13 protein-coding genes are annotated in these 13,154 nt (G+C 35.8%); 11 read left to right on the plus strand and 2 right to left on the minus strand.

The features are described 5' to 3' along the window. Window positions 1-69: 69 nt before the first annotated feature. The 4 genes from recA to EQG63_RS03985 all read left to right on the plus strand — a co-directional run bounded on the left by recA (window position 70) and on the right by EQG63_RS03985 (window position 4,046). Window positions 70-1,074 carry a recombinase RecA gene (gene recA, locus EQG63_RS03970; protein ID WP_129434653.1) on the plus strand — a complete coding sequence of 335 codons (1,005 nt, stop codon included), beginning with the start codon at window positions 70-72 and terminating at the stop codon, window positions 1,072-1,074. A gap of 95 nt (window positions 1,075-1,169) precedes the next feature. Beyond that, on the plus strand, window positions 1,170-1,583 hold the full coding sequence (locus EQG63_RS03975) for a hypothetical protein (protein WP_129434655.1): 414 nt from the start codon (window positions 1,170-1,172) through the stop codon (window positions 1,581-1,583). Between the two features lie 16 nt (window positions 1,584-1,599). Continuing rightward, window positions 1,600-2,139, plus strand: a complete 540-nt coding sequence (locus EQG63_RS03980; RefSeq protein WP_129434657.1) for an RNA polymerase sigma factor — start codon at window positions 1,600-1,602, stop codon at window positions 2,137-2,139. Then, window positions 2,136-4,046 (plus strand): outer membrane beta-barrel protein, encoded by a 1,911-nt coding sequence (locus EQG63_RS03985; RefSeq protein ID WP_129434659.1) that lies wholly within the window; start codon window positions 2,136-2,138, stop codon window positions 4,044-4,046. Before EQG63_RS03980 ends, EQG63_RS03985 begins: the two co-directional genes overlap by 4 nt. A gap of 63 nt (window positions 4,047-4,109) precedes the next feature. Here EQG63_RS03985 and EQG63_RS03990 read toward each other — a convergent pair whose 3' ends face one another. Continuing rightward, entirely contained in the window at window positions 4,110-4,871 is a 762-nt protein-coding gene (locus EQG63_RS03990; protein ID WP_129434660.1) for a lysophospholipid acyltransferase family protein, read from the minus strand. Window positions 4,872-4,946: 75 nt separating this feature from the next. Here EQG63_RS03990 and trpS point away from each other — a divergent pair, with 75 nt between their 5' ends. Both trpS and EQG63_RS04000 read left to right on the plus strand, forming a co-directional pair. Then, on the plus strand, window positions 4,947-5,915 hold the full coding sequence (trpS, locus tag EQG63_RS03995) for a tryptophan--tRNA ligase (RefSeq protein ID WP_129434662.1): 969 nt from the start codon (window positions 4,947-4,949) through the stop codon (window positions 5,913-5,915). Between the two features lie 12 nt (window positions 5,916-5,927). After that, complete coding sequence (locus EQG63_RS04000; RefSeq protein WP_129434664.1) at window positions 5,928-7,142, plus strand: TCR/Tet family MFS transporter; 1,215 nt, start codon at window positions 5,928-5,930, stop codon at window positions 7,140-7,142. Here EQG63_RS04000 and dusB read toward each other — a convergent pair. Next, window positions 7,139-8,116 carry a tRNA dihydrouridine synthase DusB gene (dusB, locus tag EQG63_RS04005; RefSeq protein WP_129434666.1) on the minus strand — a complete coding sequence of 326 codons (978 nt, stop codon included), beginning with the start codon at window positions 8,114-8,116 and terminating at the stop codon, window positions 7,139-7,141. The genes EQG63_RS04000 and dusB overlap by 4 nt on opposite strands. A 106-nt stretch (window positions 8,117-8,222) precedes the next feature. Between dusB and EQG63_RS04010 the strand changes: the two genes are divergently transcribed. The 5 genes from EQG63_RS04010 to lepA all read left to right on the plus strand — a co-directional run bounded on the left by EQG63_RS04010 (window position 8,223) and on the right by lepA (window position 13,123). Beyond that, the gene (locus tag EQG63_RS04010) at window positions 8,223-9,431 is read left to right on the plus strand and encodes a helix-turn-helix domain-containing protein (RefSeq protein ID WP_129434668.1); all 1,209 of its coding nucleotides are present in this window, start codon (window positions 8,223-8,225) and stop codon (window positions 9,429-9,431) included. A gap of 120 nt (window positions 9,432-9,551) precedes the next feature. Further along, window positions 9,552-10,217: a GIN domain-containing protein gene (locus EQG63_RS04015; protein ID WP_129434670.1), complete on the plus strand. Its 666-nt coding sequence runs from the start codon at window positions 9,552-9,554 to the stop codon at window positions 10,215-10,217. Between the two features lie 29 nt (window positions 10,218-10,246). Continuing rightward, complete coding sequence (locus tag EQG63_RS04020) at window positions 10,247-10,741, plus strand: DoxX family protein (protein ID WP_129434672.1); 495 nt, start codon at window positions 10,247-10,249, stop codon at window positions 10,739-10,741. A gap of 97 nt (window positions 10,742-10,838) precedes the next feature. Beyond that, window positions 10,839-11,090: a hypothetical protein gene (locus EQG63_RS04025; RefSeq protein ID WP_129434674.1), complete on the plus strand. Its 252-nt coding sequence runs from the start codon at window positions 10,839-10,841 to the stop codon at window positions 11,088-11,090. Window positions 11,091-11,326: 236 nt separating this feature from the next. Continuing rightward, window positions 11,327-13,123: a translation elongation factor 4 gene (gene lepA, locus EQG63_RS04030; RefSeq protein ID WP_129434676.1), complete on the plus strand. Its 1,797-nt coding sequence runs from the start codon at window positions 11,327-11,329 to the stop codon at window positions 13,121-13,123. The last annotated feature ends 31 nt before the right edge of the window (window positions 13,124-13,154 follow it).

Below are 13,154 nucleotides of genomic sequence, written 5' to 3' on the forward strand. Positions count from 1 at the left end.
TGAAAACTTGTTTCATGAAATCGATAAAAAACATTTATTTTTACTGAATATAATTTTATACGCGATACGATGAGCACAGAAAAAGAAGCCAAATTAAAAGCATTACAACTTACTTTAGATAAATTAGACAAAGCCTACGGAAAAGGAACCGTTATGAAAATGGGCGATAAAGCCGTAGAAGAAGTGGAAGCCATTCCTTCAGGTTCTTTAGGTTTAGATTTAGCTTTAGGAGTAAATGGATATCCTCGTGGAAGAGTCATTGAAATCTTCGGACCAGAATCTTCGGGAAAAACAACCTTAACATTACATGCTATTGCCGAAGCTCAAAAAGCGGGAGGTATTGCAGCATTTATTGATGCGGAGCATGCTTTTGATCGTTTCTATGCTCAAAAATTAGGAGTAGATATTGATAATTTAATCATTTCGCAACCTGATAATGGGGAACAAGCTTTAGAAATTGCTGAAAATCTAATCCGTTCTGGCGCTATTGATATTGTGGTAATTGACTCGGTAGCGGCCTTAACTCCAAAAAGTGAAATTGAAGGAGAGATGGGGGATTCTAAAATGGGATTGCACGCTCGTTTGATGTCGCAAGCACTTCGAAAATTAACGGCAACTATTAGCAAAACGAATTGTACGGTTTTCTTCATTAACCAATTGCGTGAAAAAATTGGAGTAATGTTCGGTAACCCTGAAACGACTACTGGAGGTAATGCCTTAAAATTTTATGCTTCGGTTCGTTTGGATATCCGTCGTGCGGCACAAATTAAAGATGGTGATGCCGTTTTAGGAAATAGAACCAAAGTAAAAGTGGTAAAAAACAAAGTAGCACCTCCATTTAGAACTGCCGAATTCGACATCATGTATGGAGAAGGAGTTTCTAAAACAGGTGAAATTCTTGACTTAGCGGTAGAATTCGAAATCATTAAAAAAGCGGGTTCTTGGTTTAGTTATGGCGACACCAAATTAGGACAAGGTCGTGATGCGGTAAAAGCGTTAATTAAAGACAATCCGGAATTGGCTGATGAACTAGAACTAAAAATTAAGGAATTAATTAAAGAAAATAATAACTAAAAAAAATGCCCAAATTTTGGGCATTTTTTTGTTTGTCACGCAACCTTTTATTCTAATTTGCATCTAATTAGAAAGAACAAATAACTCTTGTTTTTATGAAAAAATACCTAATGCTTTTGATAGTAGCGTTTTCATTCTCCAATTGTGACTTGGGAGGTGATGACAACCCTAGATTTCATTTGGAATTATTGCCTGTGGAAACAGCAACATTGCCCGCAGAATTTAAAAGAGACAGCATATATGAGTTGCCTATTCAGTTCAATAGACCAACGAATTGTTATATTTACGATGGCTTCTATTATGAAAAAGACAGAAATGAACGAATTATTGCAGTGCAAACTAGCGTCGTGGAACAAAGTGATTGTGGTGCTTCGCCAGTGAATCCGATGGTTAAAATATTACGATTCAAACCAACTCTTGAAGATGTTTACGTTTTCAAACTTTGGAAAGGTAAAAACACGAATGGATCAGATATATTTGAAGAAATTGAAATACCCGTTATTCCCTAATTTAATTTAGTAAGACTTGAGTTTACCTTTAATCATAAAAGGATGTATAGAAAAAGATACCAAATCGCAAGCCCAATTATATCAGCTTTATGCAGGTAAGTTGTTTGCTGTGTGTTTGAAGTATTCCAAAAACTATGCAGAAGCTCAAGATAATCTCCAAGAAGGATTTTTACTTATTTTTGATAAAATAGAACAATACAGTCAAAAGGGTTCTTTTGACGGTTGGGCCAAGCGTTTAATGATTAATTATGTTTTACAGCAATATCGGAAAACGGTATTTTTAGAATTGGTTAATGATGTTGTTGACGATGCCAATATAGAAATTGAAGATGATAATTTAAGTTTAGAATTTTTATTAAAACTAGTCCAAGAATTACCCGACCGGTATAGGTTGGTTTTTAATTTGTACGTTTTAGATGATTATTCGCATAAAGAAATAGCAGAAATGCTGGGCATTTCAACTGGAACAAGTAAATCAAATTTAGCCCGTGCTAAAATGATTTTAAAAGATAAAATAGATGGTTTAAATCAAAACAATATACCTTCAGTAAAATGACTGATAAAAAAAATATAGAACGATTATTTCAAGAAAAATTTAAAGATTTTGAGGTGAATCCCGCTCCTGAAGCTTGGGATAACATTGCCGCAAGATTGGAGCAAAAAGAAAACAAAAAACGAGTTTTTCCTTTTTGGTTTAATGCTAAAGCAGCCGGAATTGCCGCTGCTTTAGTGTTAGGCTTTTGGGGATTGAATAATGAGTCTTCTTTCTTTACTCCTTGGACTTTGAATTTGGAAGGGAATAAAAACGAAACCGTTGTCGTTCAAGAAACAAATAACAATTCTAAAGCATCTAGCAGCGAAAACACAGCAATAACTTCCACGAAAAGCGATGTAGAGCAAGTATCGACGACGCAGGAATCTTCCGCTGTGGCTTCAACAAACAATGAAGTGGTAAAAGGAAATAATAAAGGCAATTACGAAAATACATCCAATCTAATTGTTACTTCTTCGGCTCAATCTTCTTCACAGAATACTAAAAAAGAGAAAACAACACCATTCAATTCTAATAAAAACATCCAGCCATCGTTTAAATATTTCAATAATTCGAATGAGGTTTTTGTTTCTAATGAAAAAAACAAAAAGCAAAAAGCATCCAAAACCCAATCCGAAACTCCAATTCAAAATAACTCTTCTCTAGCGATTCAAGAAAATGAAGCTTTTCAAAAAAGCGAAAAAACTTCGGCTACCGACATTTCTATTTCCAATGAAAAGGAACGTTTTGTAAAAAATCAAAAGTCTTCGAAGGCCAAACGAAACAAAAACAATACTGCGATCGCATCCAAAAACAACATAACGGATGAAAATCTTTCCGAAAAAGCAGGAAACAAAAAAGGGGTAAAATCTACTTCCGATTATAAAATTCAGAACAATTCTTCTGTAGCCAATAATGATAAAGACGTTGTTCAAGACAAGGAGAAGACTACCATTGAGAAGACTTCTATTTCCACTGAAAAGGAACCTTTTGTAAAAAAACATAACAACTCAATGGTTGGAATTGAAAAAAACAATACTTCTGATGAAGTTATCAAAAACAATACAACCATAACGCCAAGCAAATCAACGGCAGTGGTAGCAATCGATTCTTCGAAAATTAAAGCCATCGAGGAAAATCCTTTGGAAAAAATATTAAGAGAAAAGGAAAAGGAAAAATTGGCTCAAAATACCGAGGAGAAAAAAGAAAAGACAAAATCAGATTGGCTTATAAAACCAACAATTGCACCTATATTTATGTTTGCTAAAAACGGTTCACCGATTGATGAAAAATTTGTTGATAACGCTAAATCTTATAATAATACAGTGAGTGTTGGTATTGGTTTGGAAAAAAGATTGTCGGACAAGTTTTACTTTAGAACCAGTGTTAATAATTTGGATTTAAGCTACAATACAAATGATATCGCTTACTATTCTACTCTAAATATCGGTGGTGACCCACATGCCAGAGGATTAGGAAATGTTTCTGTAAACCAATCGGCATTATTTACCACAATTGTAGATAGTAGAGATGCATCTTTTAATAGCAGTGAAGTGCTTCAAAACAAAAAAGAAGGCTATTTGAATCAAAAAATCAGTTATGTTGAAATTCCATTTGAAGTTTCCTATAAAATTGTAGATAAAAAACTCGGAATTCAAGTGATGACAGGGTTGAGTACTTTGTTTTTAAACAAAAATCAAGTGTCACTGGTTTCCGAGAAGTTTAGTTCCGATTTAGGTGAAGCAAATAATTTGAATGTTGTCCACTTTAGTACGAATATCGGTTTGGGTTTCAAATACAAATTCTTTAAATCTTTTGAAGCCAGTGTCGAGCCTACATTAAAATACCAACTTTTTACTTTCCATACCGATTCAGGCGGGTTTAAGCCTTATATAATTGGTCTTTACAGCGGAGTTAGTTACAGATTTTAATAAATTAGTTAAGTTTTGTGTTGTGTATGCAACAATGAGAAAGTGTCTTGCCAGGACACTTTTTTATTTGGTACTTGCTTTCATATACTTTTCGTCCTTCAAAAGATCGTTTAGAATTAAATCTCGCGCTTGCGCTTTCAACACTTTTTTATCATGATGGATTAAATTTTTGGTTTCAATAAACGGATGAATTTTAACGCGTAATACACCCATACTTCCGCTAAAAATGGTATATGATAACCGTTCTTTGTTGTCATAAAAACTCATAGGAACAATAGGTAACTTATGATCGATTGCCAAATTAAAAGCACCGCCTTTAAATTCATCTAACACCACACTTTCGTCATCTGGTACTTTGCCTTCCGGGAAAATGCAAATGCTCATGCCTTGCTTGATTCTTCTTTGCGCGCGTTCGTAAACTGCTGTTCTGCTTCTCGGATTGTCTCTATCGACCATAATAGCGGCTCTTTTGTAGAAAAAACCGAAAATAGGGATTTTAACCAACTCTTTTTTGCCTACAAATACAAACGGATTTTTTACAGTAACCAACATTAACATCACATCGGTCATTGAAGTATGATTGGCAATGAACATATAGCTTTTATGGGGTTCAATTTCTTGCTCGGCTTCAATTTTATAGTAAAAACCCATTCCGTATAAAATAAAATGTGCCCAAAAACGAGCCAATTTAAAAAAGTAAGGGTACCATTCTTCTTTTAACAACGAGATTACTAATAGTGGAGACATGAAAATGATGGGTACAATCATTAGGATATAAAACCAAACCCGCCACAAACACCAAAATATAATTTTAAAAACTTTCATAGGTCAAATGTAAGCAATCGCTTTAAAAAAAGGATAAAAGGATTAACTTTGCTAAAAATAGCATTTTATATTATAATGGCAAAAATACTTACAGGAGTACAAAGCACTGGAACACCGCATTTAGGAAATTTATTAGGAGCAATAATTCCCGCAATCAAAATGGGAAATGAACCAAATAACGAATCGTTTCTTTTTATTGCCGATTTGCATTCGGTGACACAAATTAAAGAAGGAGAGACCTTAAGAGGAAATACCTATAGCACGGCCGCAGCATGGTTGGCTTGTGGCTTGGATACCGATAAAGTAGTTTTTTACCGCCAAAGTGATGTGCCTCAAACAGCCGAATTGTCGTGGTACTTGAGCTGTTTTTTTCCGTTTCAGCGATTAACATTAGCTCACTCGTTTAAAGATAAAGCCGACCGTTTGGAAGATGTAAACGCAGGGTTGTTTACGTATCCGATGCTTATGGCGGCCGATATTTTGTTATATGATGCCAATATTGTTCCGGTAGGAAAAGACCAATTACAGCATATAGAAATTACGCGGGATGTGGCTTCTCGCTTTAACCATCAAATGGGAGAAACATTCGTTTTGCCAGAAGCAAAAATTCAAGAAGAAACGATGTTGGTTCCCGGTACCGATGGCGAAAAGATGAGTAAATCTAGAAATAACTTTATTAATATCTTTTTGGATGATAAAGCACTTCGCAAGCAAATTATGAGCATCGAGACCGATAGTACTCCGTTGGAGGATCCTAAAAATCCCGATACTTGCAATGCTTTTGCGTTGTATAAATTATTAGCCTCTCCCGAGCAAATTGAAGTGATGCGTGCCAATTACTTAGGTGGAAATTACGGCTATGGACATGCCAAGCAAGCGTTATTTGAATTGATTACAGAAAAGTTTGCTACCGAGCGTGAACGATACAATTATTATATGAATAATCTTCCTGAATTGGATAAAGCCTTACATATTGGTGCCGAAAAAGCTTCGATAGTGGCCAATGATGTTCTAAAAAGAGTTAGAACCAAATTGGGTTTCTAACCCCCTATATTTATGAAAAAAAGCGAAAAGCAAGCCGCGATAGGTTTTATATTCATAACCTTATTGATTGATGTCATGGGGTTGGGTATTATCATTCCGGTGATTCCAAAATTAATTCAAGAACTTATTCATGGTGATGTAAGTGAAGCAGCCAAAATAGGCGGTTGGTTGACTTTTGCTTATGCCATTACGCAATTTTTATTTTCACCCTTAGTTGGTAATTTAAGTGATAAATATGGGAGAAGACCGGTATTGTTGCTTTCTCTTTTTGGGTTTAGTTTGGATTATTTATTGCTGGCTTTCGCGCCTACCATTACGTGGCTGTTTGTCGGAAGAATTATTGCCGGAATTACAGGAGCTAGTATTACAACGGCTTCGGCGTATATTGCCGACATTAGTAACGATGAGAATCGTGCCAAAAACTTTGGAATGATTGGAGCGGCTTTCGGACTTGGGTTTATCATCGGACCTATTATGGGCGGATTATTGGGCCAGTATGGCGCCAGAATTCCATTTTATGCTGCCGCCGCATTGTGTTTGTTAAATTTCTTATACGGTTATTTTATTCTTCCCGAATCGCTTTCTAAAAAAAACAGAAGAGAATTCGAACTCAAAAGAGCCAATCCAATCGGGTCTTTTGTAAGTTTAAAGGAATATCCAAAGTTAATCGGACTAGTTATTGCTGTTTTTATTTTGCATACTGCTTCTCATGCTGTACAAAGTAACTGGAGTTATTTTACCATCTACCAATTCAATTGGGATGAAAAAATGGTTGGTATTTCACTTGGTGTTGTAGGGATATTGGTTGCTTTAGTACAAGGGGTATTAATACGTTGGGTAAATCCTAAAATAGGCGATGTAAAAAGTATTTATGTCGGAATGGCGCTTTATACACTTGGCATGTTTTTATTCGGATTTGCCACACAAAGTTGGATGATGTTTGCTTTTTTAATTCCGTATTGTTTGGGCGGAATTGCAGGGCCAGCATTACAAGCGGTTATCGCTTCGCAAGTACCTGCGAACCAGCAAGGAGAAATACAAGGCACCTTAACGAGCCTAATTAGTGTTTCGGCTATTGTAGGTCCGCCGTTAATGTCCTTGGTGTTTTATTATTTTACACACAATGATGCTCCTTTCAAATTTGCCGGGGCTCCCTTTATTTTAGGAGGTTTCGGAATGTTATTGAGTACAATTATCGCGTATTATTCGCTAAAAAAACATCATTAAGCATAATCCTGCATAATTTCATCAAAAACCTGTAACAAAGCATTGTGCTCGTCGAGAGTGACTAATTTTTGGCGGTGCTCTTTAAAATGCGAAATGCCTTTAAAGTAATTGGTGTAATGACGTCGCATTTCTACAATGCCCAAACGTTCGCCTTTCCATTCCATCGACCAAATTAAATGGTTACGAGCGGCTTCTACTCGGTCATTTATGGTTGGTGCAGCTAGTTTTTCGCCTGTTTTAAAGTAATGTTTGATTTCATTGAAAATCCACGGATAACCAATAGCGGCACGACCAATCATCATTCCGTCGAGACCGTATTTGTTTTTGTATTCCAATGCTTTTTCTGGCGAATCGATATCACCGTTTCCGAAAATAGGCATCGTAATTCTTGGATTTTCTTTGATGCGTTGAATGTGTGACCAGTCCGAATGTCCTTTGTACATCTGAGCACGTGTACGGGCATGAACTGTTAGGGCTTGTACACCAACATCTTGTAATCTTTCGGCTACTTCATCGATATTGATCGAACTTTCGTCCCAGCCTAAACGTGTTTTCACTGTCACCGGTAGACTAGTTCCTTTAATTACCGATTTGGTTAAGCGTACCATTAAATCAACATCTTTTAAAACACCAGCGCCAGCGCCTTTGCAAACTACTTTTTTTACTGGACAGCCAAAATTGATATCCACCAAATCAGGATGTACTGTATCTACGATTCTGGCCGACATTTCCATGGCTTCTTCGTCGCCACCAAAAATCTGAATGCCAACCGGGCGTTCGTAATCAAAAATGTCGAGTTTTTGACGGCTTTTAATCGCATCACGAATTAATCCTTCCGATGAAATAAATTCCGAATACATCAAATCGGCGCCATGCATTTTGCACAAACGACGAAATGGTGGATCGCTCACATCTTCCATAGGTGCAAGTAAGAGCGGAAAGTCAGGTAATTCGATGTTGCCGATTTTGGGCATGGGTTCTAATTTTTTGCAAAGATAGGCAAGAATCTTTAGTTATAAAATTTAATATTTTTGGAAAACGACGTTCGCATTTAATCGTTATTTTTACAAAAACGAATCGATGATTTTTCAATTTGGCTTTTACAGTTCTTTATTGTTGATTTCTTTCTCGCAAGGGATACTTTATAGTGTATTATTACTGGTAAAAGCGATGAATAGCGAAATAAAATCGAACTATTGGTTGGCTTTTTTTATTTTTTTGTGTAGTCTGTATATTGCTCCTTGGATGCTTGGTTTTGCGGGCTGGTATGATAACCAACCTTACAGGGACTTTCTGTTTTACATGCCTTTTCAACAGTTGTTTTTCATTGGTCCAATAATTTATTTTTACACACAAAGTTTGCTCAATTCTTCATTTGTATTTAACAAAAAAGAAGCGCTACATTTGCTACCGGGTATAATTTACTTGCTGTATTCCTTAGGGATTTGGATGTATGATACCTATATTTTTGAGGGATACTATTTTTATGCTAATGGTGCCGATAAAGACTTCGACTCTTGGTATCAAAAAGCGGGGTTGGTTTCCATGATTATTTATTTTATACTAAGTCTTCGCTATTATAATGTGTATCGAAAACTCATTTTTCAAGTAGTCAGTTATGCCGATACGATTGTTTTCAAATGGATCAAGACCTATCTTTTGGCCTTTTTAATAATGTTACTCTTACCAATAGTATTCGATATTCTTAAATTGGTGTATCCTGTTTTGGAATCGTATAAGGGCAATTGGTGGTTTTTCTTGTTCTTTTCTATTGTGATGCATTATATTGCCATAACGGGTTACTCCAATCCAATTCAGTCGGCTATTCCTTTCAAAATGTCTTTTTTTGAAAAAAATCCAATCTTGTTATTAGAAAATAATTCTTTTGAAGAAACGATAATCGATATTTCTTATGAAACATTTGAAAATGAAATATCCCCTGAAATTGCCTCTTGGAAAATAAAAATGGAAACATTGCTCGAATCGGAAAAATTATATGAGAATCCAGAATTAACCCTTACTGATTTGGCAAAAAAATTGCAAACTAACTCTGGAATAGTTTCCAAGACTATCAATCAAGGGTTTCAAATGAACTTCAATGATTTTATAAATCAATATCGTGTAGATGCTGTGAAAGAAAAAATTAGTCACAACGAACATAAAAATACTACACTTTTAGGAATTGCTTTTGATTGTGGTTTTAACTCAAAAGCGACTTTCAATCGCGCCTTTAAAAAGCACACTTCTCTTTCTCCTAAAGAGTATATCGAAAACATTTCCAAAATATAAACGGAGCTTCTTAACAAAACGTGTCTCAAATCATAATTTGAAGCGCTCGGCTTTTTCAATTACCACAATTTTGTGTCATTCAATTAACCGAAACTTTTTAGTTTCTCAAAAAAATAACATATGACAAAATTAATTGTAGCAATTGCGTTAGTGTTTACAACGACTATTGCAAATGCCCAACTCAGAGGGTCTGGTAACACCATTACAAAATCGTTCGAATACAGCAACTTTGATAAAGTGTTTTTGGAGGATATTAATGGCAAAACAGAAGTGTTAATAGGGAAGTCTTGGAGTGTCTTGATTTCAATCGATGACAACTTAATGCCGCTTTTAGGAGTCGAATACAACCCAGTAGAAAAGAACTTGAAAATCTTGTTTAAAGAAAATCAAAACAACAAATTGTATGTGGAAAATACAAATGTGAAAATCAAAATTACAATGCCAATAGCAAGTCTTATTTCTAATAAAGGGAATAGTCAATTGGTGGTAAAAAATGTTACGGGAAGTTATTTTAAATTAGAAAATGTTGGGAACGGAGATGTAAAATTAGAAGGCACAACCGATTTTTTAGAAATCGAAAAAACGGGTAATGGGGAAGTATTTGCAGAAACTATAAGTACAAAAAAAGCTTATGTAAAAAGCATTGGTAATGGCGATACATTGGTGAATGTTTCGGAAGAATTAACGGCTGTATTGTCTGGTAATGGAGATATAATTAATTCGGGGAAAGCTGTGTTTTCATGTAATTCTAAAAAATCAGGGAACGGAAACTTAGTAGTTCGATAAATTTTATTCTTATCCTAAAACAAAAAATTATGAAGTACTTTTTAAAATTATCACAACCCATAATACTGAAACATTGGGCGCAAGATTTATTTTTAGCACTACCGCGAATAGTATGTGGTTATTTGCTTGCCTTCGATTTTGGGGCCTCCAAATTTGGGATGCCTTGGTCGCCAGTGGATACAAATTTAGGTCTTTTTGAGGTCGCTTTTTGGTTCCCAAATGATGTGGAAAAGTATGGAGGAATATTTGCAATTGCACCTGTATTCTTTGCATGGATGGGCGCATTTGCTGAAGCGGTTGGCGGTTTGTTTTTGTTGTTTGGACTTCAAACAAGAATAGCATCATTTCTTATTGTTTGCACCATGTTAGTAGCGATATTTATGCAGCAAATCGACAACGGATTGTGGAATTGTCTTGCGGCAATGGGATTTCTTTGGGTGGGAATGTTCTATTTAATCCTGGGTTCAGGAAGATTTGGAATGGATTATTTAGTCACTAAAAATAAAACACATCATGAAAATTAAATCGTTAATAATAGTACTGCTGCTTTGCTTGTTTTTAAGTAATTGTGTTCAAAAAACGTATAAAAAAACAATCGTTTTTACATTAGATGTCTCTGACATGAAACATTTAAAAAAAGTTGGAATTCGAGGAAACGACAAGCCTTTGTCTTGGGAGGAGGATACCAAAATGATAGAGATTGAAAAAGACAGCTTATATCAAGCTATTATAACTGGTGATATGGCTTATAAATTTACGGAAGTAAAATTTGTAGTAAATGACACTTTAGAATTGCAAAATGAGGAGAATCGAAGAGTTGTTTTTTCTGAAAAAGACACCACTTTTTTTAACGCTAAATACAATAAAAGATAAAAAGTCATGCAATTCTAAATTTTTCAATTATCTGAAAATTAATTCCAATTCAACTGTCAAACTTTTACCTTATATTTGCAGATTAAAGCGTGAGATTTGATATTAAGAGGAGGACAGCCAGTGGCTGTCCGGTAAATTAACGACAAAGAGAATTGAGTGAGGGATTGTAGCAAAGTGCCGCGCACTGCGAAAAGCCCGACCCGAAGGGTCACGCCCTAAATTGATACAGACAGAAGATGAAGCATATTAGAAATTTTTGCATTATTGCACATATTGATCATGGTAAAAGTACGTTGGCTGACCGTTTATTAGGCGCCACGCAAACCGTTACGGCTCGTGAGGAAAAAGCACAATTACTTGACAATATGGATTTGGAACGTGAACGTGGGATTACCATTAAGAGTCACGCCATCCAAATGGAGTACAACTATAAAGGAGAAGATTATATTTTAAATTTAATTGACACTCCGGGACACGTTGATTTCTCGTATGAAGTATCGCGTTCTATTGCTGCCTGTGAAGGCGCATTGTTAATTGTAGATGCCGCTCAAAGCATTCAAGCACAAACGATTTCTAATTTATATTTGGCTTTAGAAAATGACTTGGAAATTATTCCAGTTTTGAATAAAGTCGATTTGCCAAGTGCCAATCCAGAAGAAGTTTCGGATGATATTATCGATTTATTAGGTTGTAAATTGGAAGATATTATTCATGCTTCAGGAAAAACTGGTTTTGGTGTAGAAAATATTTTGGCAGCGATTATCGAAAAAATCCCTGCGCCAAAAGGTGATCCGGAAGAACCATTGCAAGCCTTGATTTTTGACTCGGTTTACAATCCGTTTCGAGGCATTGAAGTTATTTTCCGTGTGAAAAACGGTGAAATTAAAAAAGGGCAAAAAATTAAGTTCATGGCCACAGGCAATGAATATTTTGCCGATGAAATTGGAACGTTGAAATTAAACCAAGTACCGAAAAATGTAGTTTCTACAGGTGATGTGGGCTACTTGATTTCGGGAATTAAGGAGGCAAAAGAAGTAAAAGTGGGGGATACCATCACCGATGCTAAAACGCCGACTACCAATATGATTACAGGATTCGAAGATGTAAAACCAATGGTTTTTGCTGGAATTTATCCTGTAGATACTGAAGATTACGAAGATTTGCGTTCTTCTATGGAAAAATTGCAATTGAACGATGCGTCTTTGGTCTTTACACCAGAAAGTTCAGCAGCTTTAGGATTTGGTTTCCGTTGTGGATTCTTAGGAATGTTGCACATGGAAATTATTCAGGAGCGTTTAGAGCGTGAATTCGACATGACAGTCATTACTACTGTTCCTAACGTTTCGTATTTGGCCTACACTAAAAAGGATCCAGAAACGCCGCTTATCGTGAACAACCCGTCCGATTTACCAGAACCTTCTCGATTGGATCGAGTAGAAGAGCCATATATCAAAGCAACCATCATTACCAAAGCCGATTTCGTTGGAAACGTAATGAGTTTGTGTATTGAAAAACGTGGATTAATTACGAATCAGACGTATTTAACGACCGAGCGTGTAGAGCTAAACTTCGACATGCCGTTGGCGGAAATCGTATTCGATTTCTACGATCGATTGAAAACGGTTTCGAAAGGGTATGCTTCGTTTGATTATACTCCGATTGGAATGCGTACGTCGAAATTAGTGAAACTGGATGTGCTTTTGAATGCACAAACGGTAGATGCATTATCAGCCTTAATTCACGAAGACAACGCCTATAATATTGGTAAAAAAATGACTGAAAAATTGCGTGAATTGATTCCGAGACAACAGTTTGATATTCCGATTCAGGCGGCGATTGGTGCTAAAATTATCGCTCGTGAAACCATTAAAGCCTTGCGTAAAGACGTGACCGCTAAATGTTATGGTGGAGATATTTCGCGTAAACGTAAATTATTGGAAAAACAGAAAAAAGGTAAAAAGCGTATGCGTCAGGTTGGAAATGTAGAAATTCCACAGGAAGCATTTATGGCAGTATTAAAACTGAACGATTAAGCTTTTTAACGATTTAGATATAGCAAACCCA

The organism is Flavobacterium amnicola (assembly GCF_004122165.1).
Lineage (GTDB): Bacteria > Bacteroidota > Bacteroidia > Flavobacteriales > Flavobacteriaceae > Flavobacterium > Flavobacterium amnicola.

Bases quoted from the DNA above. Each gene is read 5' to 3' on its own strand.
- recA (WP_129434653.1), top strand. From the start codon at position 70: ATGAGCACAGAAAAAGAAGCCAAATTAAAAGCATTACAACTTACTTTA.
- EQG63_RS03975 (WP_129434655.1), top strand. From the start codon at position 1,170: ATGAAAAAATACCTAATGCTTTTGATAGTAGCGTTTTCATTCTCCAAT.
- EQG63_RS03985 (WP_129434659.1), top strand. From the start codon at position 2,136: ATGACTGATAAAAAAAATATAGAACGATTATTTCAAGAAAAATTTAAA.
- EQG63_RS03990 (WP_129434660.1), bottom strand. From the start codon at position 4,871: ATGAAAGTTTTTAAAATTATATTTTGGTGTTTGTGGCGGGTTTGGTTT.
- trpS (WP_129434662.1), top strand. From the start codon at position 4,947: ATGGCAAAAATACTTACAGGAGTACAAAGCACTGGAACACCGCATTTA.
- EQG63_RS04000 (WP_129434664.1), top strand. From the start codon at position 5,928: ATGAAAAAAAGCGAAAAGCAAGCCGCGATAGGTTTTATATTCATAACC.
- dusB (WP_129434666.1), bottom strand. From the start codon at position 8,116: ATGCCCAAAATCGGCAACATCGAATTACCTGACTTTCCGCTCTTACTT.
- EQG63_RS04010 (WP_129434668.1), top strand. From the start codon at position 8,223: ATGATTTTTCAATTTGGCTTTTACAGTTCTTTATTGTTGATTTCTTTC.
- EQG63_RS04015 (WP_129434670.1), top strand. From the start codon at position 9,552: ATGACAAAATTAATTGTAGCAATTGCGTTAGTGTTTACAACGACTATT.
- EQG63_RS04020 (WP_129434672.1), top strand. From the start codon at position 10,247: ATGAAGTACTTTTTAAAATTATCACAACCCATAATACTGAAACATTGG.
- EQG63_RS04025 (WP_129434674.1), top strand. From the start codon at position 10,839: ATGAAACATTTAAAAAAAGTTGGAATTCGAGGAAACGACAAGCCTTTG.
- lepA (WP_129434676.1), top strand. From the start codon at position 11,327: ATGAAGCATATTAGAAATTTTTGCATTATTGCACATATTGATCATGGT.